Raw genomic sequence first — 23,469 nt, 5'->3', positions numbered from 1 at the left:
TCGGGTGTCGAGTCTTGTGAGGTAGGCCACCGCGTGCCCCCCGGTCTCGCGGCGGAAGCTCTCCAACCCGCAAGTCTGACAGCTCACGCCTGGTCGGTCCAACGACGAAGGGCCTTTCCGGGCCCGTACCGTTGCCATCGTGACCGATTCCACGCGGCCGGTGGGCCGCTTCTCCATCCGTTACGGCGACCACGTGACCCGGGCCCGCCGCGACGGACATCCGGTGGTGGCCCTGGAGAGCACGATCGTCTCCCACGGCCTGCCCCGACCCGACAACCTGCGGGTGGCCCGGGAGATCGAGCAGGCCGTCCGCGACAACGGCGCCGTGCCCGCCACGATCGGCATGATCGGCGGCGAGCTCGTCGTCGGGCTGGACGACGCCCAGATCGAGCACCTGGCCGGCGCGGACGGCGTGGCCAAACTCTCGGTGCGCGACCTGGCCCTCGGCGCGGCGACCGGGGCGGACGGCGCCACGACCGTCGCGGCCACCAGCGCCGTCGCGGCCGCGGCCGGCATCGGCGTGTTCGCCACCGGCGGCCTCGGCGGCGTGCACCGGGAGGCCAGCACGACGTTCGACGAGTCGGCCGACCTGACCACGCTGGCGCGTACGCCGATCGTCGTGGTCTGTGCCGGGGTCAAGTCGATCCTCGACGTGGGGGCGACCCTCGAGCGCCTGGAGACGCTGGGCGTGGCCGTCGCCGGGTACGGCACCCGCCGCTTCCCCGGCTTCTTCGTCACCGACGGCGGCCACGACGTGGACTGGCAGCTCGACTCCCCCGCCCAGGTGGCGGCCGTCATGCAGGCGCGCGAGGACCACGGGGTCGGCGCGGGCGCGCTGGTGCTCGGCAACCCGCTGCCCGCCGACGAGCAGCTGGACCGGGAGCTGCACGACCGTACGCTCGCCGAGGGCCTGGACATGCTCGCCCGCGACGGGGTGACCGGCAAGGCCGTGACCCCGTTCCTGCTGAGCCACTTCCACAGCAGCACCGAGGGCAGGAGCCTCGAGGTCAACGTGCGGATCATCCTGCGCAACGCCGCCCTCGCGGCGCAGATCGCGGCGGCGGCGACCCCGGCGCACACCGCGCTCGGTTTCTCCCTGCCGGCATGACCCACCTGCTCGTGGTGGGCGATCTCGTCACCGATGTCCTGGTGCGGCACGCCGGGACGCCGGCGGTCGGGTCGGACACGCAGGCGCACATCCGCGTCGGCGGCGGCGGTCAGGCGGCCAACACGGCCGCCTGGCTCGCCCACGCCGGCTGCGCGGTGACGCTGGTCGCGGCGGTCGGCGACGACCACGCCGGGCGGGAACGGGTCGCCGAGCTGGTCGCGGCCGGCGTGCGGTGCGAGGTGCGGCACCACACCGGTACGGCCACCGGCAGCGTCGTCGTGCTCAGCTCGGCCGGCGAACGCACGATGATCACCGACCGGGGCGCCGCGCTGCTGCTCGACCCGGGCGACGTCACGGCGGCGGTCAAGGGCGTCCCGGACGCCTCCCACCTGCACCTCTCGGGCTACCCGCTGCTGCACGCGGGGTCCCGGCCGGGCGGGCTGGCGGCGCTCGCGGCGGCCCGCGAGCGAGGGATCACGACCAGCGTCGACGCGGCCTCGGCGGCGCCGTTGCGCGCCGCGGGTGACTTTCTCGATCTCGTACGCGGCACCGACCTGCTGCTCTGCAACGCCGACGAGGCAGCCGTGCTGGCCGGCCCCGGCACCGCGGAGGAGCAGGCGGCCGTACTGGGCGCGTACGCCCGCAACGTGGTCGTGAAACGCGGCGCGCAGGGTGCCGTCTGGCGATCCGGGGACGGGGTGTTGCGGTCGGTGGCGGGTGTGCCCGTACCGTCGATCGATCCGACCGGGGCCGGTGACGCCTTCGCGGCCGGCCTGCTCGGGGCATGGTGTTCCGGCGCGGAGCCGCAGGCCGCGCTGGCGGCCGGTGCGGCGCTCGGGGCCGCGGCCGTGACGACCGTGGGAGCGCGACCCTAAGGCTCGACGTCGATGGTGCGGTGGGTGGTCTCCTCGGCCGTGCGCGGCTCGATCGCCGGCTGCAGCTTCTCGACGCGCGGCGGCGGGGCGGCCTTGTGCTTGGGCGGGCGGTCGTTGGCGATCAGGACGGCGGCCCAGGGCAGGAAGACCATGCCGGCCGCGCAGAGGGAGAGCCAGAGCGGAAGCAGCGGCGGGCGCACGCTGATCAGGACCGCGCCCAGGATCAGGCACGCGGCCCTCAGGCCCATCATCGTCACGTAGCGGATCTCGCGGCTGCGGAGCTGGTCGCTCTGGCTGCGGGCGGCGTCGGTGATCAGCACCGGCCGCTCCGGCTGCTTCTTCACCGGCCCATCCTTGCACTGCCGTGCGGAAGGTGCCCAGTATCGACGCAGCCCGCTCGGCAAGCCTTCATTCCGGCGTCCCGCGACCGATCTGGAAGTCCGTGCGCTCGGGCTCCCACGTCTCGAAGCGGCGCTGGGCCGGCGTCGCTCTCGTCGTCGTGGTCACGCTGATCGGCACGGCGGTGTCCTGGGGAGCCGCCCGCGGCGCCCGTGCCTCGGAGCAGCGCTACGCCGCGCAGCTCATGGACCGCTACACCAGCGACCTGAGCCGGGCGATCACGACCGAGGTCCAGCGGTACGCCGACACGCTCGCCGACGTGGCCATCGCGCTGGGCTCGCAGACCGATCTGACCGCCGACGACTTCGCGTGGATCACGGCGAAGGCGAGCAACCGGCGGCTGCCCGGCGCGGCCTCGCTGGCGTTCGTGGCCTCGGCCCCGGACGCCGGCGTCCAGGCGCTGGAGGACTACTGGCGCGGCAAGGGCGCGAAGGACCTGCGGTTGCAGCCGGTCGGCAACGGGGACGAGCACGCGTTCATGGTGTTCACCCGCTCCTTCGACGGCACGGCGATCGAGGCCGGGGCGGACATGAGCGCCTCTCCGGAGGCCGAGGAGACGCTCGCCGAGGCGCGGCTGATCGGCGGGCTGGCGGTGAGCCGGGCGTACGTGCTGCCGGCCGACCGGACCCTGCCCGCGGCACAGCAGCAGCTGGCGTTCACCTTCGCCGTACCGGTGTCGTTCATCGGCGGCGCGTTCCGCGGCTGGCTGACGATGGGCGTGCACGGCGGTGACCTGCTGAACGAGACGCTGCGTACGCAGTCGCACGGCGCCGTCACCGCCGAGCTGGACGACCCCGCCGACGGCAGCGGCCGGACCGTGGCGCGGGCCGCGGGCGGCGACGCGCGCCCGTCGGCGACGCTGGACCGGGTGTCGTTCATGGCCGCCGGGCTGCGCACCTGGAAGCTCGACGTGCACCCCACCAAGCGGCTGCTCGACGAGACCGACCGGGGCATCGTGACCAGCACGTTCACGGTGGCCATGACGATCACGCTGCTGCTCGCCGCGCTGGTCGGCCTGCTCACCGGCGCGCGCAACCGGGCCATGAGCAAGGTCGACGCGGCCACCGCCGCGCTGCGCCTCGACATCCAGCGGCGGCAGGAGGTCGAGACCCGGCTGCGGCAGCGGGAGAACGAGCTGCAGCTCATGGCCCTGCACGACCCGCTGACCGGGCTGGCGAACCGGGCCGGGCTGGACGCCCGGCTCGCCGCGACGGTGGGGAGCCGGCAGGACGTCGCGCTGCTGCTCATCGACCTGGACGACTTCAAGCTGGTCAACGACGCGTACGGGCACGCGGCCGGCGACACCATGCTGACCGGGTTCGCCGACGTGCTGCGCGGCTGCGTACGGTCCGAGGACGTGGCCGCCCGGATCGGCGGCGACGAGTTCGTGGTGCTGCTCACCGACGTCATCGACGCCGAGAGCGCGCTGTCCGCGGCGCACCGGGTGCTCGCCGCGGCGGCCGACACGCCCGTGGTGCTGGGCGAGGACACGCTGCCCGTCCGGGCCAGCATCGGCGTCGCCACCAGCCGGGCCGGCGACACCCCGAAGGACCTGCTCCGCCGCGCCGACGTGGCCATGTACCAGGCCAAGAACCTCGGTACGCACGGCGTCCAGCTGCACGACCCGTCGATGTCCGACCGCCGCGCCGCGGACGCCCAGCTCGGCGAGGACCTGTCCGGCGCCCTCGACCGCAACGAGCTGACCGTGCTCTACCAGCCGCTGGTCGACCTCTCCGACAGCCGCCCGATCGGCGTGGAGGCGCTGGTCCGCTGGCAGCACCCCACGCTCGGCGTGGTCTCACCGGGCCGGTTCATCCCGATCGCCGAGCGCAGCGGCCTGATCAACGCGCTCGGCATGTACGTCCTCGAGCAGGCCTGCCGCCAGGTCGTCTCCTGGTCCGGCGACATGTACGTCAGCGTCAACCTGTCCCCGCGCCAGCTGCAGGTGCCGACGCTGGTGCGGGACGTGCTGTCGGTGCTGGCGCGTACCGGCCTGGCCCCGGCCCGCCTGGTGCTGGAGATCACCGAGTCGGCGCTGGTGGACGACGCCGCGAGCATCTCGATGCTGGCGGCGTTCCGCTCGCACGGCATCCGGGTGGCGATCGACGACTTCGGTACGGGCTACTCGTCGCTGCACTACCTGACCCGCCTGCCGGTCGACATCCTGAAGATCGACCGGAGCTTCGTGGCGGAGCTGAACGGCACCCCGGAGGGCGCCGGCATCACCGAGGCGATCCTGCGGCTGAGCCACGCGCTGCACCTGACCACCGTCGCCGAAGGTATCGAGACCACCGACCAGGCGGCCGAGCTGCAACTCCTCGGCTGCCGGGTGGGTCAGGGTTACCTCTTCGCCGCCCCGCTGCCGGCCACCGAGCTGGTCAGCCTGCTGCGTGCTTCGCCGCGGCCTTCATCTCCTTCTTGAACGCCCGTACGCGCGCCAGCGACTCGTCGTCGACGATGTCCGCCACGGACCGGTGCGCGCCCTCCTCGCCGTACGCGCCCGCGGCCTCCCGCCATCCGGGCGGCTGCACGCCGTACTGCTTGCCGAGCAGCGCGGCGAAGATCTGCGATTTCTGCTTCCCGAACCCGGGCAGCGACGCGATCCGCTTGACCAGCTCCTTGCCGTCCGCCACGTCCCGCCACAGGTTCGCGGCATCCCCGTCATAGCCGGCGACGAGCACCCGGCACACCTCCTGCACCCGCCCGGCCATCGCCTTCGGGAACCGGTGCAGCGCGGGCGGCTCGGCGAAGATCGCGACGAGCGCATCCGGATCGAAGCCGGCCAGCTCCTGCGCGGTCGGCGCGTGCCCGAGGCGCTGCGTCAGGACGTACGGGGAGCTGAACGCCTTCTCCAGCGGAATCTGCTGATCGAGCACCATGCCGATGAGCAGTGCCAGCGGGTCGTGGTCGAGCAGTTCGTTCGCCTCAGCGGCGATGGGGAGTGCGAGCGCCATAGTGGTTCCAGTCTTTCGGGATGCGCCGCTGTGCCGCCGACACAGCGTGGTCGGTCGATGTCATCCTGGTCCCGCCACCGGTCGAGCACCCGGCAAGGACTTGGAGACCGACTACAAGCATGACGGACGCAGTTGTTCCAGCCACCGGCGACCACTGACTGTTCCACTTCACGCACCTGGACAATCTCGCGGGAATCCGTCGCACGGACGGTCTCACGTGCGACGCCGTCACCCGCGAAGGCATGACCGCGACCGAGGTCGGCGCCAAGGACATCAAGGAGTCGGGGCGACAGCGCCGCATTCCCGTCCCACCCGGCGGACACGTCGGGGATTTCGTGCCGTTCTACTTCGCGCGGTGAGCGGACACGGCGGCTACTGATCGAGCGCCCGGTGCACCCGCGCCGCCAGCGCCCGGTCCGCGGCGAGCGGGCTGCCGGTGCGGCTTCGCGAGGCCGCATCGGGTGCCAGGTTGGCCCTCAGCAGCCGGAGCGTGCTCTCCGGGAGGTGCTCGCGCAGCTCGTGGAGGGCGGCGACAACCCGGAGCTGGTCGGTGATGTCCAGGCGCAGGCGCAGCAGGTCCATGCCGTCGATCAGCTGGGCCACCCCGCTGTCCGCCGGGGCGTGCAGGGCGGCGAGGCACTCCAGGACCTCGGGCACGGAGCGGCGGAAGTAGCCGCCGGCCGACACCAGCCGCAGCCAGGAGAGCACGTCCCCGACGGGCAGCCGGCCGGCGTCGCGGGCCAGCATGCCGAGCAGCATCCGGGCCGCCCGGCCGAAGTGCAGTTGCCGGCCCGCCCGCTCGGGGCCGCCGCCGAAGAGGACCGCGACGGCGCGGGTGTATTCGGCGGGCAGGTCGTCGGGGCCTCGCGCTGAGGCGACCCAGACGCGGGTGAGGCAGTGCGCGACCGTGTCGGCGTCGTCCTCGCCGAGGGGGACCACGGTCGTGACGGTGTCGGGCGCCCACTGCCCCAGCGGCTCCAGGGCCAGCCGCAGCAGGTCCGCGCTCGTCTCCCCGGTGAGCTGCAGCCGGTTCGCCACCTGCTCGTACGGGACCGACGTCCAGGTCCGCGCGCCGGCCGCGGTCCACGCCAGGTCGACGGCCGGGAAGCGGCGCTGCGACGTCGCGTCGAGGACAAGGTCGCGCCGGTCGCCGTCCCAGCTGCGGATCACCGTCATCGTGTCGACCAGGTCGCTCCAGATGCCGGACGGCACCGCCGCCTCCCATTGCAGCGCGGCCACCCGCAGCCAGTAAGCCGGGTCGGCGGCGTGCACGAAGACCTCCGAGGCCCGCAGCGGCTCCCCGCAGGCCAGCGTCAGGAGCGCCAGATTCAGCGAGTACGTCGCCGTGAGGTGATCCAGGCGCCGGTCGGTGGGCCGGTACTCGCGCTGCGGGTACGCCGGCCGCAGCACCGCCGCCCGCAGCGCGTCCAGGAGCCAGGCCCGTACGGCGGTCAGGTCCTGCTCGCGCAGCAGCTCGGTCACGAACGGCAGCACCGTGCCGCGCGCCGCGAGCGGTGTCCAGCCGAGCAGGGCCTGCAGCAGGCCGTCGTCGCGTACGCCCCCGTCGAGCGTCAGCGTCATCACCGCGGCCCGGGCGGCCGTGTCACGCACCAGCCGGACCACGAGCCGCGCCACCAGGAACTCGCCGAAGGTGGCGTGCAGGAACTCGTACGTCTGCAGGGTCTGGCCGTCGCTCAGCGCCCGGGCACGCTGGATGAAGAAGAAGCGCCCGATCAGCTCCTCCGCGCCGGACAGAGGCCGGCGGAAGGCCTCGTCACCGCCGGGGCGCACCGGGCCGACGCCGAGCGCCCGCAGGTCCGCGTCGAGCTGCCGTTCCGTCACCGACTGCCGCACCCGGTTGAACATCGAGAACGCGACCACCGACAGCCGGACCAGCTCCTCGTCCACCAGCGCCGGTACGGCGTGCTCCGGCGCGCCGGGGTGCAGCCGCCGCACCTCCCGCTCGGCGAAGCTGCTGAGCAGCCGCTCGTAGAGCTGCGTGGTGCCGAACGCGGCGTCGCCCTGCAGCCCGTACGTCGTCGCGTCGTAGAGCGCCAGCATGAGCAGCAGCAGCGGCTGCTCGCAGAAGTCGGGGAAGCGGCCGACCTGCTCCGGCAGCAGGTCGCGGTGGCCGGGGCGGGCGGCGTTCGCCGCGTTCCAGGTCAGCAGCCAGCGCGCCACCTGGGACTCGTCGAAGCCCTCCAGGCGTACGGCGAGGCTGCCGGCCGGCACCCGTGCCCGGTCCCCGACCGCCACCCTGCTCGTGACCATCACCGCGACCGGGCGCCCCTGCACGGCCTCGCGCCGCTGGAACTCGGCCACCCGGTGCAGGTAGTCGGACTGGTGGATGCCGGTGGCCTGCAGCAGCTCGTCGAAGCCGTCCAGCAGGATCAGCGGCATCGCGTCGCCGGCGTCGCGGGCCAGGTCCGCCCACGCGATGCTCTCGCCGATCGTCGCGCGGACCGCGACCTCGATCTGGTCCTGGATGCCGGCCTCCGCCGGCACCTCGCGCAGCACCACCCGGACCGCGAGGAAGTCCGCTGCCGGCAGCCGCGCGGCGAGCACCCGGGTCAGCGCGGACTTCCCGGCGCCCGGCTGGCCGAGCAGCAGCAGCGGCGCCTCCGCCGCCTGCGGCGTCGTCAGATACCGCGCCAGGAAGCCGGCCAGGTCGTGGCGGATGTCGCCGTCCCACCAGGAGTCGGTCGCCACCCGGTCCCCCGGGCCGGCGGCCTTCACCCGGAACCGCGGATCCAGGTACGCGTCGCGCAACGCGGGCGCGACCAGGTCACCGGTGGCGTCGCCGGCCACGGAACGCTCCAGATCCGCCCGGTACGCCGCCGCCAGCCCCGCCCGCCGCGCCGAGGGGTCCCGGCCGGACGTGGCACGCTCCAGCAGTTCCCGCAGCTCGGTGAGGCTCTGCCCGATCCGGCGCCGGTCGGCGGCCGCCACCCACAACCCGAATTCGGGTACGTCCACAGCCAGCTGCCGGTGCACCTCCTCGTACCGGCGCAGGGCCAGCGCAGGCACCCGGTTCTCGATCAGCTCGGCCGCCCGGCGCTGGTCGGTGTCGCTCGCCCGGTCCCACACCGCGAGCCCCTCGAGGTACGCCCGCACCCGCCGCGCCATGCTCCGATACCAGCCGTCGAGAGCGGCGAGCAGCTCCGCGTACGAGGACTCGGCCGCCGGCACGGGCAGGTCTGCGTGGAACAACATGTGCAGCCAGCTGCCGTCGACCCGGGTGTCCGAGGCGAGCATGATCTGGTCGGCGCGCGTCAGCTCGGGCGGCTCGACCGCGCTCGCCCGCACGGTGGCGTCCAGCGCTTCGAAGAAACTGGACACCACGAGCACGCCATGTGCAGCCTGCAGCCGGCTGCTGCGGTCGTAGCGGCCCAGGACCCGTACCGAATCCTGGATCTTCCCGGCCACGACGTGGCCGAGCCGGATCACCTCGGCCTTGGCGTCGAACAGGCTGAGCGCCACCTCGGAGCCGCCGCCGGTGGCGACCGCGAGCGCACCGCCCAGCAGGTCGTCCATCGTCCGCAGGACGGGACCGGCCCCGCCGAGCAGCTTGACGGCATCGGCGTAGCGCAGACCCTGAGCCATCCGCCCATGATGTCGGCCCGCCGCCACGCGGCCGCACCGGGATGGCCCCCGGGTCCGGTTTGCCGGACCTCCGTTCGGGCAACCACCAGAACCATGAGCGACAACGACGAGATCGGCCACGGCGAGTACGGCGACATCGACGGCGTCCGGGACGTGCCGAGCACCTCCCGCCCGGAGAACGGCGACGACGACGAGGGCCTGTCGAGCACGATCGCCGCCGGCACCGACCCGGAGCAGCTCCGGAACGGCGGCCCCGGCCCGGCCGACGGCGGCATCATGACGACGACCGGCGGCACCGCGGGCCCGAACAGCTTCCGCCCCCAGGCCCGCCACGGCCAGGGCGTCGCACCGACCACGACCGGCGACGCCGGGACGGGCGGGATGGACACGCCGGAGCGCACGTACCACAGCGACAACAGCACCACCGCTGTCGACTGACGGCTCTTCCGGGCGTCGGCCCTTCCCTGGTCCGGCCTCGGCTCCGGCTGGCCAGCCTCAGCTTCGGCTCCGGCGGGTCAGCCTCGGCTTCGGCTCCGGCTCCGGCTGGCCTCGGCTTCGGCTCCGGCGGGTCAGCCTCGGCTTCGGCTCCGGCTGGCCAGCCTCGGCTTCGGCTCCGGCTGGCCAGCCTCGGCTTCGGCTCCGGCTGGCCAGCCTCGGCTTCGGCTCCGGCTGGCCAGCCTCGGCTTCGGCTCCGGCTGGCCAGCCTCGGCTTCGGCTCCGGCTGGCCAGCCTCGGCTTCGGCTCGGCTGGCCGGCTCCGGCTCCGGCTCCGGCGGCTGGTCGGCCCCGGCTTCGGCTCGGTTCCCGCTTACGCTCGGCTGGCCGGCTTCGGCTCGGCTCGGCTGGTCGGCTCGCGCTTCGGATGGCCGGCTCCGGCTGGTCGGCCCGCCTTCGCGCGCCGGCCCCAGCTCTGCGGGTCGGCCCGGCGTGGCCGGCCCGGCTGCCGATATGGTGCGTCGGGTGACCGGCCCGCTGCTTGCCTCCGGACGCGAGGCCGACGTGTACGCCCTCGACAGCACCCGGGTCCTGCGCCGCTACCGCCGCGACGCCGACGTCACGGCCGAGGCCGAGGCGATGCGTTACCTGGCCGGGCGCGGCTACCCCGTACCGGTCGTCCACGAGGCCGCGGGCCGGGACATGGTGATGGAACGCCTCGACGGCCCCACGATGCTCCAGGCCGCCCTCGCCGGTGACCTCTCCCCGGCGGACGCAGCCGAGCAGCTGGCCGATCTTCTGCGCCGCCTGCACGAGTTGCCGCCCTGGCCGGGCGCCCCGGACGCGACCCGCATCCTGCACCTCGATCTGCACGCCGACAACGTGCTTCTCACCGCGCGCGGGCCGGTCGTCATCGACTGGTGCAACGTCCGGGCCGGGGACGCCGACCTCGACACCGCGCTGTCCGCGCTGATCATGGCTCAGGTGACGCTCTGGGATCATCCGGCGCGGGCGCTGGCGCGGACGTTCCTCGACGCGTTCCTGGCCGTCGCGCCCGGCGATCCGCGCCGGATGCTCGACGAGGCCGTGGCCCTGCGCCGCCGTCAGACCGCCACCCTCACCGCCGGCGAGATCGGCGAACTCGACACCGCAGCGGAGCTGGTACGCCGATGAGAGCACTGGTACAGACCGTCAGCCGGGCGAGCGTCACGGTCGGCGACGAGGTCGTGGGCAAGATCGAGGACGGGCTGCTCGTGCTGCTCGGCGTCACCCACACCGACACCGCGGCGACCGCCGAGACCATGGCCCGCAAGGCGTACGAGCTGCGCATCCTCGACGACGAGCAGTCCGCCGCCGACGCCGCAGCCCCGCTGCTGGTCGTCAGCCAGTTCACCCTGTACGGCGACGCCCGCAAGGGCCGCCGCCCCACGTGGTCCGCGGCCGCGCCCGCCGAGGTGGCCGAGCCGCTGGTCACGGCGTTCGTCGAGGCGCTGCGGGGGCGCGGGGCCACGGTCGAGACGGGCCGGTTCCGGGCCCACATGCTCGTCGAGAGCGTGAACGTGGGCCCGCGAACCGTCTGGCTCGAGGTGTGAGCCCCGGCCGTTCCTAGAAGAAGCCGCGGCGCTGGGCGGACTGCTGCAGCCAGTTGTTGAGCTGCGCGGTCCAGTCGACCTGGTCGACCGTGTGGTAGTCCACGTCGAAGCGGCCGAACGCGTCGTGCCCCTCGGTGAACAGGCCGCCGCGCTTGTCGATCTCGAGGACCACCTGCAGCTGCTGCGGCGTCGGGATGAACGTGACCTCGAGCTGGTTGATGCCGTGCGCGAACTGGGCCGGCGGGTAGAACTCGATCTCCTGATAGAACGGGAGCGTCTGCTGCACCCCGTACACCCGGCCGCGCTCGACGTCGGCCCGGCTGAAGCGGAAGCCCAGCCGCAGGAACGCGTCGAGGATCCGCTCCTGTGCCGGTAGCGGATGCACGGCCACCGCGTCCAGGTCACCCTTGTCGACGGCCCGGGCCACCTCGAGTTCCGTACGCAGCCCCATGGTCATGCCGTGCAGGTGCTGGCCGTACACCTCGGTGATCGGCGTCTCCCAGGGCACGTCGAAGCGGAACGGCACGTCGTAGCGCGCGCCCGGGTCGAGCTTGAACGAGCCGGTGAGACGCTGCCGGTGGAATTCCTGGTCGGTGTTGTACTCGCTGTCGCCGCTCTCCACCTCCACGCGGGTGATCAGCCCGACGGCGACGTATTCGATGTCGACGGCGTGCTCGCCGCCCACGACGTGCACCTGGCCCTCGAGGTAACCGCCGGGGCGGCAATTGGGGTTGGCGAGCACCGTCTCGACCGACGGCCCGCCCACGCCCATCGCCTGCAACATCCGCTTGAAAACCACCGAACCTCCTCGTGCGAAACGTTCCAGGAGCAGATTACCGGGCTCGGCCAAGGTGTTCGGAGTTGTCCACAGGTCCGGAATGTCCCGTCGATACGGGCGTCCTGTCGCCTTCGCGACTCAGGGTTCTCCCTGATTCATGCCACCCGTACGCCCTCCTCACCTCCGCTTAACGCCCCGCGGGGAAGACTTCCGATCACACAGCACGAAGCGGCTGGGCAGCACGACATCGGTTAACGCGGGGAGGGGACTGAAAGGTGGTCCTGCAGATGAAGGCGACGGAGTCCACGGTGGTTACCGCCGAGAACATCATGACTGACGGTGTCGAGGCCCTGGCCGACCTGGACGCCACCGACGAGCGCGGAGTCTCCGCGGACCTCGTCCGGGCGTACCTGAACGGCATCGGCCGTACCCGCCTCCTCACGGCGGTCGAGGAGGTGACCCTCTCCAAGCGGATCGAGGCGGGCCTCTTCGCCGAGGAGAAGCTCCCCGGGGCCGGCGACGACCTGGCACCCCTCCTCGAGATCATCATCGCCGAGGGGCGCGCCGCCAAGAACCACCTCCTCGAGGCCAACCTGCGCCTCGTCGTGAGCATCGCGAAGCGCTACACCGGCCGTGGCATGGCGTTCCTGGACCTCATCCAGGAAGGCAACCTCGGCCTGATCCGCGCGGTCGAGAAGTTCGACTACACCAAGGGCTACAAGTTCTCCACGTACGCCACCTGGTGGATCCGCCAGGCCATCACCCGCGCCATGGCCGACCAGGCCCGCACCATCCGCATCCCGGTGCACATGGTCGAGCAGGTCAACCGCATGGTCCGGGCCCGCCGCGACCTCGCCGCCACCCTGGGCCGCGAGCCCGGCGTCGCCGAGATCGCCAAGGCGATGGGCGTACCGGAGTTCCAGATCATCGAGCTCATCTCGTACGACCGCGAGCCGGTCAGCCTCGACCAGGCCGTCGGCGAGGACGGCGAGAGCGCCCTCGGTGACTTCGTCGCCGCGGTCGACCCCAACGCCGAGCCCGGCAGCACGGTCGCCCAGGGCGAGCTGCGCAACGAGGTCGAGATCGTGCTGGCCACCCTCTCCGAGCGCGAGTCCGCGGTCATCCGCCTCCGCTTCGGCCTGGACGACGGCCGCCAGCGCACCCTCGACGAGGTCGGCCGCGAGTTCGGCCTGAGCCGCGAGCGGATCCGCCAGATCGAGAAGGTCACCATGTCGAAGCTCCGCGACCCGGAGCGCGCGTCCCGGCTCGAGGCGTACGCGGGCTGATTCGCACCCCAGCAGTGGAGAGGCCGGTCGCGGTGCGCGACCGGCCTCCCTTTTTCGGGGGACGCGCGCGCGGGTACGGGCTGACATGATCCGTACCGTGGTGGTGCAGTTGTGGAGGGGCCTGAACCTGACGGTGCGGTTCGGGCTGGAGCTCGCGGCGCTGACGGCGCTCGGCTACGGCGGTTGGCACGTACCCGGGCCGCTGTGGGTACGCCTGCTCGCCGCGATCGCGTTCCCGGCGGCGGGCATCGCGGTCTGGGCGCAGTGGGTGGCGCCGCACGCCCGGCGGCCGATCCCGGATCCGCTGCGCCTCATCCCGGAATGGGTGGTCTTCGGGGGCGCGACCGTGGCGCTGCTCGTCACCGGACGCACCTGGCAGGCAGTCCTGCTGGCCGTGCCGGCAGCGGGCAACCGGCTGGCGTTGCACCTGCTCGGCACGACGACCGAGGGAAGGTCCGAAGGGGACAGAGGAACGCCCAGCCCGGTGTGAACCGCCCAGCCGGACGCCACCGCCCGATCTGGGACGCCACCGCCCAGCCGGACGCCACCGCCCGCTCTGGGACGCCACCGCCCAGCCGGACGCCACCGCCCGCTCTGGGACGCCACCGCCCAGCCGGACGCCACCCTGCACAGCGGGCGCCACTGCGGTGCGGCGGGGCGGGTGGGCCGTCAGACCGTGTCGAGGCGGCGGGGGCCGGTGTCCGGCCGGATGCCCGGGTCGCCGTACTCGACGGAGGCGTGCAGGACCGCGTACCCGTCCGGGCGGGCCAGGACAGGGTTGAGGGACAGGGCGCGGACGCGGGGGTGCTCGTCGGCGAGGCGGCCCACCCGCAGCAGGAGGTCGATCAGGGCGTCGCGGTCGACCGGTTCCGAGCCGCGGTAGCCGTGCAGCAGCGGGGCCGCGCGGGGCTCGTCGACCAGGGCGGCCGCCGAGCGGTCGGTGAGCGGGGCCGCGCGCCAGGCGAGGTCGCCGAGGAGTTCGCTGGCCACGCCGCCGAGGCCGAAGCCCACGACCGGGCCGAACGCCGGGTCCTCCACCACGTCGATGGTGCAGGCGACGCCCGGCGGCACCATCGACTGGACCAGCACGTCCGGGCCGAACGCCGTGGACAGCTCCCGGTACGCGGCTCGGACGTCGTCCTCGTCGGCTAGGCCGAGGCGTACGGCGCCCAGGTCGATGCGGTGGCGCAACGATCCGCGCGCTGCCTTCAACGCCACCGGGTAGCCGAGGGCGCCGGCCGCCGCGACGGCCTCGTCGACCGAGGACGCCGAGGAGGAGGGTTCGACCCTGATGCCGTACGCGGCGAGCAGGGCGGACGGTGGCCCGTCGACCTCGGCCGCGTCGGGGTCCACACCGGACAGCACGGGCAGCACCCCGGGCGGGCGGCGGAGCCAGTCGGCGTACGTGGCCACGCGGCCCAGCGCGCGCACCGCCTCCTCGACCGACGGGTACGACGGCACCTTCGCCGGCAGCTGCCCGAGCAGGAACGTCGCCACGGTCGGCTTCTCCCCCGCGAGCGCCACGCTGCCGAGCGCGGCGGCGAAGTCGGCGTCCTCGTCGGGGAGCTGGCCGGGCAGCGGCGGCGCGAACACCACGACGAGCGCGTCCACCCGCTCGTCGACGGCCGCGTCGGCGAGGGCGTCGGCGAAGTCGTGGGCGCCGGCCTGCGGGCTGATGTCGCGCGGATAGCCCTGCGCCACGGTGAGTCCGTTGGCGCGGCAGGCCGCCACGGCCAGGCCGGACAGCGCCGACGAGTTGCCGACCACGGCGACGCGGCGGCCCGCCGGGAGCGGCTGGTTGGCCAGCAGCACGCCCACGTCGAACAGCTCGGCCACGGTGTCGACGCGGATGACGCCGGAGCGGGCGAACAGCGCGGTGACCGCCCTCGTGTCGGGGCCGGGCAGGTCGCCGGCGAGCCCCGGCGGGCGCGTCGCCGAGGCCACCGCGACGACCGGCTTCACCCGGCTCATCCGCCGGGCGAGCCGGGCGAATTTGCGTGGGTTGCCGAACGTCTCCAGGTACAGCATGACGACGTCGGTGCCGGGGTCGTCCTGCCAGTACTGCAGCAGGTCGTTGCCGGAGACGTCGGCGCGGTTGCCGGCCGAGACGAAGCTGGACAGGCCGAGCCCGCGGCGGTCCGCCTCCGCCAGCAGCGCCACCCCGAGCGCGCCGGACTGGCTGAAGAAGCCCACCCGCCCCGCCGCCGGCAGGGCGGGCGCGAGCGTCGCGTTGAGGCGTACGGAAGGGTCGGTGTTGGCGATCCCCAGGCAGTTGGGGCCCACGACGCGCATGCCCGCCGCGAAGGCCGCGTCGACCAGCGCCCGCTGGGCGACCGCGCCGTCGGCGCCGGCCTCGGCGAAGCCGGCCGAGACCACGACCAGGCCACCCGCGCCGGCGGCGGCCGCGTCCGCCACGGCCGAGGACACCCCGTCGGGGGGTACGGCGATCAGCGCCAGATCGACCGCGACACCGGGCCGGGCCGCCGACCGGTGGGCCGGGAGCCCCGCCACCCGATCCGCCCGGGGATGCACGGGCACGATCGTGCCGGTGTAACCGCCGTCGCGGAGGTGCCCGAGGATCGCGGCGCCGATGCCCTGCCCGCTGCGGCTCGCGCCGTACACGGCGACGGCGCGGGGGTGCAGGAGCCGTGCGATGGACCTGGCCTCCGTGCGCTGCTCGCGGCTCTCCTGCACCTCACGCGACTTCTCGGTCGGGGCGATCGGGAAGCTCAGGTGCACGACACCGTCGGCGTACTTGCGCTGGATCTGGTAGCCGAAGTCGCTGAAGACGCGCAGCATCCCGGCGTTCTGCGGGAGCACCTCGGCGACGAACCGCAGGATGCCGTTCTCGCGCGCGGCGTCGGCGAGATGCTCCAGCAGCACCGACCCGATCCCCCGCCCCTGGTACGCGTCCTCGACCACGAACGCCACCTCGGCCTCGGGCGAGTCGGGCCCGAGCCGCTCGTACCGGCCGACGGCCATGATCCGGCTGCCCGAGACGATGACGAACGCCTCGCGTTCCCGGTGGTCGACGTTGACGAACCGCTCGAGGTCGCGCTCGGGAATCCGCGGATACGGCGAGAAGTAGCGCAGATAGCGGGTGCGGTCGCTCATCCGCGAGTGGAATTCCACGATGGCCGGTGCGTCCTCGGGCCGGATCGGCCGCAGGTGCACGGCGCTGCCGTCGGAGAGCAGCACATCGGCATCTCTGGTCACCGCTGTCACCTCCCCAGTCTGGGCGCTCGCGGCAGGGCTGTCGCGGGTCTTCGGTCCCGGCCGGTCCCGGCCGGGTGATCTGGTGCTGTGCATGCCGGGCGGGTCCCGGCCGGTCAGTCGCGGGGGTCGTGCGGGTCGAGGCCGTGCTGCGGGAACACCGCCATGCGGGTCGCCATGATGGCCTTGTCGACCGGGTCGTGGGCCGTGCCCGGCTCCCACTTCTCGACCGGCGGCGGGACGCCGTCCGTGAGGGTTTCCGGGACGATGTGCCGGGGGCAGCGCTCGGCGGCGAGGCTGCGCCAGGCCGGCGGGGTCCGGGTCGCCGGGTCGAGCGGCTCGCCGGTCGCCACCGCGAGCAGGTGCGTCCAGGCCCGTGGCACCACCTCGACGAGCGCGTATCCGCCGCCGCCCGTGGCGACCCAGCGGCCCTCGCACACCTCCTCGGCCAGCGCGCGCAACGCGATGTAGGCGGCGCGCTGGCCGTCCACCGACAGGCGCAGGTCGGCGAGCGGGTCGAGGCGGTGCGCGTCAGCCCCGCACTGGGTGAACAGGAGTTGCGGCTGGAACGCGCGCACCACCGATGGCACCACCGCGTGGAACGCCCGCAGCCAGCCGCCGTCGGAGGTGCCGGGCGGCAGGGCGATGTTCACCGCCATACCGTCGGCCGACGGTCCTCCGGTCTCCGAGGGGAAGCCCGTGCCGGGGAAGAGCGCCAGGGGCGACTCGTGCAGGCTCACGGTGAGCACGCGGGGGTCGTCGTAGAAGGCGGCCTGCACGCCGTCGCCGTGGTGCACGTCGATGTCGACGTAGGCCACCCGCTCCGCGCCGAGGTCGAGCAGCCGGGCGATGGCCACGGCCGGGTCGTTGTAGACGCAGAAGCCGGACGCCCGGGCGGCCATCGCGTGATGCAGGCCACCGGAGACGTTGACGGCCCGCGTCGCGGCGCCCGACCAGACCGCCTCGACCGCCGCGATGGTGGCGCCGCAGATGCGCGCGGAGGCCTCGTGCATGCCCTCGAACACGGGATTGTCCGGGGTGTTGAGGCCCCATCCGCGGAAGAACGGGTCATGCGGCGCGAACCGGACCGCCTCCAGGTAGTCGGCCCGGTGGATACGGGTCAGCGCCGCGTCGTCGGCGGGCGTGGGCGTCACCATCCGCACCCCGGGACGGCCGAGAACGCCGAGCTCCCGGGCGAGCGCCATGGTCAGCTCGACGCGCACGGGATTGAGCGGATGCTCACCCATGTCATACGCGAGCAGCGCCTCGTCCCACACCACCGCCGTCGTGCCGTCCGCCATGGCAGTCACTCTGCCACGCGGGTCCGACAGATTCCCGGTCGGCGGCCGGGGGATTTGTCCCGTACGGACGGCGCCCGGCGCGGTTGGGTAAGGTCTCCACACCACCTCGTCGGCACGAAGTCAACCCCCGGCTACGAGGTAACATCGCTGCTGGGAGGGCCGCACTGTGAATGATCTCGTCGACACCACCGAGATGTACCTGCGCACGATCCTCGAGCTCGAGGAAGAAGGCGTCCCGCCGCTGCGGGCCCGCATCGCCGAGCGCCTGCACCAGAGCGGTCCGACGGTCAGCCAGACGGTCGCGCGGATGGAGCGCGACGGGCTGCTGACCGTGGAGAACGACCGGCACCTGCTGCTCACCGAGCAGGGCCGGGTCGCGGCGGTCGCGGTCATGCGCAAGCACCGCCTCGCCGAGCTGCTGCTCGTCAACGTCATCGGCATGCCCTACGAGGAGGCCCATGAGGAGGCCTGCCGCTGGGAGCACGTGATGAGCGACTCGGTCGAGAAGAAGGTGTACGAGCTGCTCAACCGCCCGACCCGCTCGCCGTACGGCAACCCGATCCCGGGCCTCGAGGTGCTCGGCATCCCGCCGGAGGAGCCGCTGGACAGCAGCGCCACGGTGGTCAACTCGGGTGAGCGCAACCTGGCGTTTCCCGGGCTGAGCGGCAGCGTCGTGGTGCGCAGGATCTGCGAGAGCGTCCAGACCAACGCCGGGGTGCTGCGGCAGTTGCACGCGGCCGGCATCGACCCGGGCGCGACGGTGACGGTGGCGCAGGAGCGGGACGGCGTCACGATCGACCGGTCGGGCGACAAGATCCGCCTGCCGCGCGAGGTGGCGTCGCGGGTGTTCGTCGACGCCCACTGAGCTCGGCACCGACCGGGCGAGACGCCCACCCGGCGAGACGACCACGGGGCTCGAGGACTGTGCGGGGCCCGGCCGGGAGGCCGGGCCCCGCGCCTTTCCGCCGGGATCAGGGCTCGTTCACGTACGGACAGTGCCGGCACCCGCGCCCGCAGCAGGTCCCCCAGTCGGCGAGGAACGCGGCGGTGAGCACGAACAGGCCGGTGCCCGGGTCGGGGTAACCGGCCTGCCCCGCGTCGAGCGCCGTGGCGTGCGCGGCCAGGATCTCGGCTCGCCGAGGGTGGTCGGGGGCCAGCCGGGACGGGTGCGGTTGCGTGAGCGGGCGCGGCGCCAAGGGCTCACTGCCGGGTCGCCGCTTCACGGGTACGAGCGTACGGGCGCAGTGCTTGACACCTGATGTCAAGTAGCTGAGGATGGCCGGGTGCCCAGCGAACCGGAGCTCGTCGAGCAGATCGTGCGGCTGCTCGACGTACGGCTGCTGGATCCGCTGGAGATCCTGCTCGACGGCGACGACTCGGTGGCCGCCATGCGTGAGGTCGTCCGCTCCCGGGCGCGCCGGTGGGCCGGGGTTCTGCGCGACGGCGACGACCGGGCCGCCACGCACACCGCGGTCCGGCTCATAGCCACGCTGTACCCGGGCGACCGGGCGTTCGACCCGCCGCTGGAGTGGTGGCGTACGCCGCTGGGGCAGGTCGTGGCGTTGCGGGCCGGGCATCCGGCGGCCGAGTCGGTGTCGCTGGCGACGGCCGGGGCGATGCTGGGCATCAGCAGGCAGGGCGTGCACGACCTGGTACGCCGCGGGAAACTGCCGCGGCATCCGGACGGCGGCGTACCGTCGGCAGCGGTCCGCGACCGGCTCCGGGCGGCGGAACAGCGAAAGAGGGATGACCGTGATCAATGACCGTCTGGTCGACGCCGGGACGCTTCCCGTGGCCGTCCGGGACTTCGGCGGGGATCAGCCTCCGCTGCTGCTCCTGCACGGCGCGGGCGGAAATCTGGCGATGATGACGACGCTGGCGCGGGCACTGAGGCCCCGGCACCGCGTCGTCACCATGGACCTGCGCGGGCACGGGCGCTCCGGTGACGGTCCGTGGAACTGGGATGACGCTCTCGGAGACATCGCCGCGGTAGCCGTACACATGGAATTGGATCGTCCTGCCGTTGTCGGGCATTCGCTCGGCGGAATGCTCGCGGCGCTGTGGGGGCAACGGCATCCGGAATCGCCGGGTGTGGTGAGCCTGGACGGGAATCCGCCACCGTCGCGTGTGGAGCAGTTGCCGGGGCTGGATCCGGAGAAGGCCGCCGCCGAATTGGCGCGGTTGCGCTCGGTCTTCGACGGGATGCAGGCCCGGATGGGGCAGACGATTCCGGCCACCGATCTGCCCGATCTGGTGGAGCGGCAGCGGATGGCGGCCCGGGACATGGGCGCCAACGAAAAGGTGTGGGTCGAGGGCTTCCGGCGCAATCTCGCCCATCGCGACGGGGAGACGTCGCTGCGGCCGTCCGCCGAGACCTCCGCTTCCCTGCGTACGCTGATGAGCGAGCTCGACCTGGGCCCGGTGTACGCCTCCACGCCCGCCCCGACGCTGGCCGTTCTCGCCACCCGGGATCTGCCGGAACAGGAGCCTTTCGCCGACCTGTACGCCGCCCACCGGCGCTACCTGGTGGAGCAGGCCGCCACGGGCGCGAAGCTGAATCCGCGCATGCGATATCTGCCATTGGAGGACGCGTCGCACGCGATGGTCATCGAACAGCCGGACCTGCTCGCCTCACTGATCGGCGACTTCCTGCAGGCCGGCTGATTTCTCAGTCCTGTGGCAGCGGGCGCGACGCGGCGGAACCGATCAGGCCGAGCCCGATGGCCACGACCACCACGAGCAGGGCGCTCAGCACGCCGACGCGCTGGGCCAGGAGCCCGATCAGCGGCGGGCCGGCAAGGAAGGCGCCGTACCCGATGGAGCCCGCGACCGACACCCGGATCGCCGCGCGCAGCGGGTCGTCGGCGGCGGCGCTCATGCCGATCGGGAAGCCCAGCGACGCGCCCGCACCCCACAGCAACGCGCCGGCCAGCACGGCGGGCACGCCGATCCCCGAGACCACGAGGAGCAGGCCGGCCAGCGCCGACACGGCGGTGAGCCGCAGCGTGGTCACCCGGCCCCAGCGTTCGATCGCGGGCCCGCCGAAGAGCCGGCCCAGCGTCATCGCCGTCACGAAGAAGCCGAAGCCGATCGCGCCGACCGCCTCCGAGGCGCCGTAGCCGTCGACCAGGCCGATCGCCAGCCAGTCGTTCGCCGCGCCCTCGGTGAAGCCGAAGCCGAGCATGATGACGCCGATCAGCAGGGTGCGCGGCTCGCGCCAGGCGTCGCGGACCCGGCCGCGCGGCGCGGGCTCGCCGTGGGCCTGCGGGACCGGCAGGAAACGACGGACCGTGACCAGCATGATCGCCGCCGCCAGCGCGGCGGTGAGCAGCACCTGGGCGGTCACGCTGACGCCCGCCGCCGCAGCGGCCGCGCTCATGCCCGCTCCCCCGACCGTGCCCACGCTGAACCCGGCGTGGAACCGGGGCATCAGCGTGCGGCCGAGCCGCCGTTCCACGTCCGCGCCCTCGACGTTCATCGCGACGTCCCAGGTGCTGTTGCCCATGCCGATCAGGACCAGGCCGACGCCCGCGATCGGCACCGACCCGGCGGCCGCGCCCAGGCCCAGACCGACCAGGCCAAGAACCACGGACATGCTGCCGAACAGCACCGCACGGGCCGGGCCGAGGCGCTGCACGAGGGGCCCGGCCAGCGGGATCGCCGCCACGGCCGCCCCGGACAGGCACAGCAGCAGAAGGCCGAAACCGGCCGGGGAAAGGCCGAGATCATCCCGTACGGCGGGGGCCCGGGCGAGCCAGCCACCGAAGGCGAGCCCGTTCGTGGCGAAGGTGACGCCGACGGCGACCTTGGCGCGCTCGAGGCGGGGAGGGTCGAGAAGGTCAGCGCTCACCCTCCGAACTTAACCGTTAAAGCGGCGCGATGCCCGCTCGGCAGCGGTCTGTGAACAGCGACACGGCTGCCCCTCTGACCTCGACATGGCCGGAAACGGCGCCGGAAGGGGAAGTCCTCATCAGTTCCTGATATGCCCGCGCCAGACTTTCCACCACTTCGTGACCGCACGAAGCCGGAGGTGGTGACGAGGATGACGCAACGACAACGGGGCGGCAGCCGGCGGGTGTTCCTCACCCTCGGCGGTCTCACCCTGCTCAGCGCCTGCGCCAAGGAAGAGCGGCCCACTCCCGCACCCACTGCGCAGGCGCCGCTCCCGTCGTCACCGCCGTCCCCGCCGCCATCGCCTGGGCCCACCCCGTCCGGCATTCCGGTGCAGCGCGAACCCCGATACGTCGTACCGGCCTCGTCCGCCCGGAAGGGGTCGAAGGTGGTGGCCCTGACCCTCGACGACGGCCCGGACCCGACGTACACCCCTCAGGTCCTGGCGATTCTGCGGAAGCACCACATCACCGCGACGTTCTTCGTCATCGGGCAGAGCGCGGCGGCTCACCCCGACCTGATCCGGTCGGTGGCGGACGCCGGGCACGTCGTCGGCACCCACACCTGGTCGCACGCGAACCTGAGGAAGCTGCCCGCCCACCGGGTGAAGACCGAGATAGGACGCGCCGTCGAGACCGTCACCGCCACGACCGGCCGGATGCCGACCCTGTTCCGCGCCCCCTACGGCAACTGGTCCCGCACGGTGCTCACCGAATGCGCCGCGATGGGCCAGACCTCCATAGCCTGGAATGTCGACCCGCGGGACTGGGACAACCCGGGCGCCGCGCACATCAGCTCGAAGGTGCTGGACCAGGTGGGGAACCGGTCGATCGTGCTCAACCACGACGGGGGCGGCGACCGGTCGCAGACGGTACGGGCATTACGGCACTTCATTCCCGTGCTCATCGATTCCGGCTACACGTTCGTGGGAGTGTGACGGCATGGCGGAACGCCCTCGCCCTCGCCCTCGTCCGAGGCGCCGCTGGCGCGTGGTGCTCGCCGTCGTCGTCGCCGTTCTCGCCACCGGATCGGTGGCGGCCGTGGCCGGGCTCCACGCCCTCACGGGCCGCTACGAGAAGCAGGTCAACCGGGCCGACCTGCTTCCCACACCGGCCCGGTCCGGCGGCAGGACAGAGCCGCCGAAGGTCCGCGGTCCGTTGAACCTGCTGCTCATCGGATCGGACAGCCGCACGAAGGGCGAGCCCGGGGACGGGCGCAGCGACGTCGTCATCCTCGTCCACGTTCCCGCGGGTACCCGCCGCGCCTATGTGATCTCCATTCCCCGCGACACCTATCTCCCGATCGCCACGGCCGACGGCGAACCGGGACGACGGGACAAGGTCAATGCGGCGTTCGCCCGGGGCGGCGCACCCCGGCTCGTGCAGACGCTCGACGACTTCACCGGCAGCACGGTCGACTGGCCGGTCATCGTGGACTTCGCCGGAGTCCGCAAGCTCACCGACCTGGTCGGCGGCGTCGACGTCGTCATCGACAGGACGGCCGTCGACAGGTACCGCTTCCTGCCGGAGGACAGCCCGTACCCGTCGGCACCGTGCACCGACCCGCAGGGCCGGTCCCGTCGCTGCGTGCTCTTCACCGCCGGCAAGGTGCATCTCGACGGCAAGCTCGCGGAGTACTACGTACGCCAGCGCAGGGGCCTGCCCAACGACGACTTCGACCGGGCCAAGCGGCATCAGCAGTATCTGCGGGCGCTCGCCGAGAAGGTCGCCGACCGCAACGTGCTCACCGATCCGCGCGCGTTGGACCGGCTGGTACGCGCCGCGGCCGGCATGCTCACCGTGGACCGCCGCATGCCCGTGCAACGCCTGGCGTACACGCTGCGAAGCCTGCGCCCGAAGGATCTGACCTTCATGACGCTGCCCATCGCCGAGAACCGCGACGTGCCCGGGGTCGGTGCGGTGATGGTCCCGGACGCCGAGCGCTGCGGGGAACTGTTCGCAGCGCTGCGCGCCGACCGGCTGGACCAGTACGTGAGCAGGTACCCACCGAACGACGTCAGTCACGGCCGCTGAGC

The 23,469-nt window shown here is 73.1% G+C and carries 22 protein-coding genes; 14 read left to right on the top strand and 8 right to left on the bottom strand.

Going from position 1 to position 23,469, the window contains the following annotated elements; translation table 11 throughout:
* Positions 1–160 precede the first annotated feature (160 nt).
* Together COUCH_RS08955 and COUCH_RS08950 are read left to right on the top strand one after the other, a co-directional pair.
* Positions 161–1,108 (top strand): pseudouridine-5'-phosphate glycosidase, encoded by a 948-nt coding sequence (locus COUCH_RS08955; protein WP_249613639.1) that lies wholly within the window; start codon positions 161–163, stop codon positions 1,106–1,108.
* Positions 1,105–1,983, top strand: coding sequence for a carbohydrate kinase family protein (locus COUCH_RS08950; RefSeq protein WP_249611599.1), 879 nt, complete (start codon positions 1,105–1,107; stop codon positions 1,981–1,983). Before COUCH_RS08955 ends, COUCH_RS08950 begins: the two co-directional genes overlap by 4 nt.
* Here the strand turns inward: COUCH_RS08950 and COUCH_RS08945 are convergent.
* Complete coding sequence (locus tag COUCH_RS08945) at positions 1,980–2,327, bottom strand: DUF3099 domain-containing protein (protein ID WP_249611598.1); 348 nt, start codon at positions 2,325–2,327, stop codon at positions 1,980–1,982. The genes COUCH_RS08950 and COUCH_RS08945 overlap by 4 nt on opposite strands.
* Positions 2,328–2,425: 98 nt before the next feature.
* On the opposite strand from COUCH_RS08945, the gene COUCH_RS08940 reads away from it, so the two are divergent.
* A complete protein-coding gene (locus COUCH_RS08940) occupies positions 2,426–4,804 on the top strand; it encodes a putative bifunctional diguanylate cyclase/phosphodiesterase (protein WP_249611597.1) in 2,379 nt (792 codons plus the stop codon).
* Here COUCH_RS08940 and COUCH_RS08935 read toward each other — a convergent pair.
* Positions 4,761–5,336: an HhH-GPD-type base excision DNA repair protein gene (locus COUCH_RS08935; protein ID WP_249611596.1), complete on the bottom strand. Its 576-nt coding sequence runs from the start codon at positions 5,334–5,336 to the stop codon at positions 4,761–4,763. The two genes, COUCH_RS08940 and COUCH_RS08935, sit on opposite strands and share 44 nt — an antisense overlap.
* Before the next feature lie 158 nt (positions 5,337–5,494).
* Here COUCH_RS08935 and COUCH_RS08930 point away from each other — a divergent pair, with 158 nt between their 5' ends.
* Positions 5,495–5,695, top strand: coding sequence for a DarT ssDNA thymidine ADP-ribosyltransferase family protein (locus COUCH_RS08930; protein WP_275980127.1), 201 nt, complete (start codon positions 5,495–5,497; stop codon positions 5,693–5,695).
* Positions 5,696–5,708: 13 nt separating this feature from the next.
* Here the strand turns inward: COUCH_RS08930 and COUCH_RS08925 are convergent, their stop codons facing one another.
* Positions 5,709–8,939, bottom strand: coding sequence for an NACHT domain-containing protein (locus COUCH_RS08925; protein WP_249611595.1), 3,231 nt, complete (start codon positions 8,937–8,939; stop codon positions 5,709–5,711).
* Positions 8,940–9,032: 93 nt separating this feature from the next.
* On the opposite strand from COUCH_RS08925, the gene COUCH_RS08920 reads away from it, so the two are divergent.
* From COUCH_RS08920 to dtd, 3 genes are all read left to right on the top strand, one after another.
* Positions 9,033–9,377: a hypothetical protein gene (locus COUCH_RS08920; protein WP_249611594.1), complete on the top strand. Its 345-nt coding sequence runs from the start codon at positions 9,033–9,035 to the stop codon at positions 9,375–9,377.
* Positions 9,378–9,898: 521 nt separating this feature from the next.
* Positions 9,899–10,546, top strand: coding sequence for a phosphotransferase (locus tag COUCH_RS08915; RefSeq protein WP_249611593.1), 648 nt, complete (start codon positions 9,899–9,901; stop codon positions 10,544–10,546).
* Complete coding sequence (gene dtd / locus COUCH_RS08910) at positions 10,543–10,965, top strand: D-aminoacyl-tRNA deacylase (RefSeq protein WP_249611592.1); 423 nt, start codon at positions 10,543–10,545, stop codon at positions 10,963–10,965. The genes COUCH_RS08915 and dtd overlap by 4 nt, the downstream gene beginning before the upstream one ends.
* A gap of 13 nt (positions 10,966–10,978) precedes the next feature.
* Here dtd and COUCH_RS08905 read toward each other — a convergent pair whose 3' ends face one another.
* Positions 10,979–11,764 (bottom strand): sporulation protein, encoded by a 786-nt coding sequence (locus COUCH_RS08905; protein WP_249611591.1) that lies wholly within the window; start codon positions 11,762–11,764, stop codon positions 10,979–10,981.
* Positions 11,765–12,072: 308 nt separating this feature from the next.
* Here COUCH_RS08905 and sigB point away from each other — a divergent pair, with 308 nt between their 5' ends.
* Both sigB and COUCH_RS08895 read left to right on the top strand, forming a co-directional pair.
* Complete coding sequence (gene sigB, locus COUCH_RS08900; protein WP_249613637.1) at positions 12,073–13,029, top strand: RNA polymerase sigma factor SigB; 957 nt, start codon at positions 12,073–12,075, stop codon at positions 13,027–13,029.
* Positions 13,030–13,114: 85 nt separating this feature from the next.
* The gene (locus COUCH_RS08895) at positions 13,115–13,519 is read left to right on the top strand and encodes a YrdB family protein (protein ID WP_249611590.1); all 405 of its coding nucleotides are present in this window, start codon (positions 13,115–13,117) and stop codon (positions 13,517–13,519) included.
* 179 nt (positions 13,520–13,698) lie between these two features.
* Here COUCH_RS08895 and COUCH_RS08890 read toward each other — a convergent pair whose 3' ends face one another.
* Positions 13,699–16,338: a GNAT family N-acetyltransferase gene (locus tag COUCH_RS08890; protein WP_430640909.1), complete on the bottom strand. Its 2,640-nt coding sequence runs from the start codon at positions 16,336–16,338 to the stop codon at positions 13,699–13,701.
* 20 nt (positions 16,339–16,358) lie between these two features.
* Positions 16,359–17,543, bottom strand: coding sequence for an acetoin utilization protein AcuC (locus tag COUCH_RS08885; protein WP_249611588.1), 1,185 nt, complete (start codon positions 17,541–17,543; stop codon positions 16,359–16,361).
* Positions 17,544–17,709: 166 nt separating this feature from the next.
* Here COUCH_RS08885 and COUCH_RS08880 point away from each other — a divergent pair, with 166 nt between their 5' ends.
* Positions 17,710–18,408: a metal-dependent transcriptional regulator gene (locus COUCH_RS08880; RefSeq protein ID WP_199510985.1), complete on the top strand. Its 699-nt coding sequence runs from the start codon at positions 17,710–17,712 to the stop codon at positions 18,406–18,408.
* A gap of 106 nt (positions 18,409–18,514) precedes the next feature.
* Here the strand turns inward: COUCH_RS08880 and COUCH_RS08875 are convergent, their stop codons facing one another.
* Positions 18,515–18,766, bottom strand: a complete 252-nt coding sequence (locus COUCH_RS08875) for a DUF5522 domain-containing protein (RefSeq protein WP_249611587.1) — start codon at positions 18,764–18,766, stop codon at positions 18,515–18,517.
* A gap of 60 nt (positions 18,767–18,826) precedes the next feature.
* Here COUCH_RS08875 and COUCH_RS08870 point away from each other — a divergent pair, with 60 nt between their 5' ends.
* Both COUCH_RS08870 and COUCH_RS08865 read left to right on the top strand, forming a co-directional pair.
* A complete protein-coding gene (locus tag COUCH_RS08870) occupies positions 18,827–19,306 on the top strand; it encodes a hypothetical protein (protein ID WP_249611586.1) in 480 nt (159 codons plus the stop codon).
* Positions 19,307–19,334: 28 nt separating this feature from the next.
* On the top strand, positions 19,335–20,207 hold the full coding sequence (locus tag COUCH_RS08865) for an alpha/beta fold hydrolase (protein WP_249611585.1): 873 nt from the start codon (positions 19,335–19,337) through the stop codon (positions 20,205–20,207).
* 4 nt (positions 20,208–20,211) lie between these two features.
* Here COUCH_RS08865 and COUCH_RS08860 read toward each other — a convergent pair whose 3' ends face one another.
* The gene (locus COUCH_RS08860; RefSeq protein ID WP_249611584.1) at positions 20,212–21,393 is read right to left on the bottom strand and encodes an MFS transporter; all 1,182 of its coding nucleotides are present in this window, start codon (positions 21,391–21,393) and stop codon (positions 20,212–20,214) included.
* A gap of 192 nt (positions 21,394–21,585) precedes the next feature.
* Between COUCH_RS08860 and COUCH_RS08855 the strand changes: the two genes are divergently transcribed.
* Together COUCH_RS08855 and COUCH_RS08850 are read left to right on the top strand one after the other, a co-directional pair.
* Complete coding sequence (locus COUCH_RS08855; RefSeq protein WP_249611583.1) at positions 21,586–22,371, top strand: polysaccharide deacetylase family protein; 786 nt, start codon at positions 21,586–21,588, stop codon at positions 22,369–22,371.
* 52 nt (positions 22,372–22,423) lie between these two features.
* The gene (locus COUCH_RS08850) at positions 22,424–23,467 is read left to right on the top strand and encodes an LCP family protein (RefSeq protein WP_249611582.1); all 1,044 of its coding nucleotides are present in this window, start codon (positions 22,424–22,426) and stop codon (positions 23,465–23,467) included.
* The last annotated feature ends 2 nt before the right edge of the window (positions 23,468–23,469 follow it).

Source organism: Couchioplanes caeruleus (genome assembly GCF_023499255.1).
GTDB lineage: Bacteria > Actinomycetota > Actinomycetes > Mycobacteriales > Micromonosporaceae > Actinoplanes > Actinoplanes caeruleus_A.
The sequence above is the reverse complement of the archived record's forward strand: the minus strand, read 5'-3'. Positions and strand labels throughout refer to the sequence as shown.

Excerpts from the sequence above, each read along its gene's own strand:
- COUCH_RS08885 (WP_249611588.1), bottom strand. The coding sequence starts at position 17,543 with ATGGCGGACGGCACGACGGCGGTGGTGTGGGACGAGGCGCTGCTCGCG.
- dtd (WP_249611592.1), top strand. The coding sequence starts at position 10,543 with ATGAGAGCACTGGTACAGACCGTCAGCCGGGCGAGCGTCACGGTCGGC.
- COUCH_RS08925 (WP_249611595.1), bottom strand. The coding sequence starts at position 8,939 with ATGGCTCAGGGTCTGCGCTACGCCGATGCCGTCAAGCTGCTCGGCGGG.
- COUCH_RS08950 (WP_249611599.1), top strand. The coding sequence starts at position 1,105 with ATGACCCACCTGCTCGTGGTGGGCGATCTCGTCACCGATGTCCTGGTG.
- sigB (WP_249613637.1), top strand. The coding sequence starts at position 12,073 with ATGACTGACGGTGTCGAGGCCCTGGCCGACCTGGACGCCACCGACGAG.
- COUCH_RS08935 (WP_249611596.1), bottom strand. The coding sequence starts at position 5,336 with ATGGCGCTCGCACTCCCCATCGCCGCTGAGGCGAACGAACTGCTCGAC.
- COUCH_RS08920 (WP_249611594.1), top strand. The coding sequence starts at position 9,033 with ATGAGCGACAACGACGAGATCGGCCACGGCGAGTACGGCGACATCGAC.
- COUCH_RS08855 (WP_249611583.1), top strand. The coding sequence starts at position 21,586 with ATGACGCAACGACAACGGGGCGGCAGCCGGCGGGTGTTCCTCACCCTC.
- COUCH_RS08895 (WP_249611590.1), top strand. The coding sequence starts at position 13,115 with ATGATCCGTACCGTGGTGGTGCAGTTGTGGAGGGGCCTGAACCTGACG.
- COUCH_RS08890 (WP_430640909.1), bottom strand. The coding sequence starts at position 16,338 with ATGCACAGCACCAGATCACCCGGCCGGGACCGGCCGGGACCGAAGACC.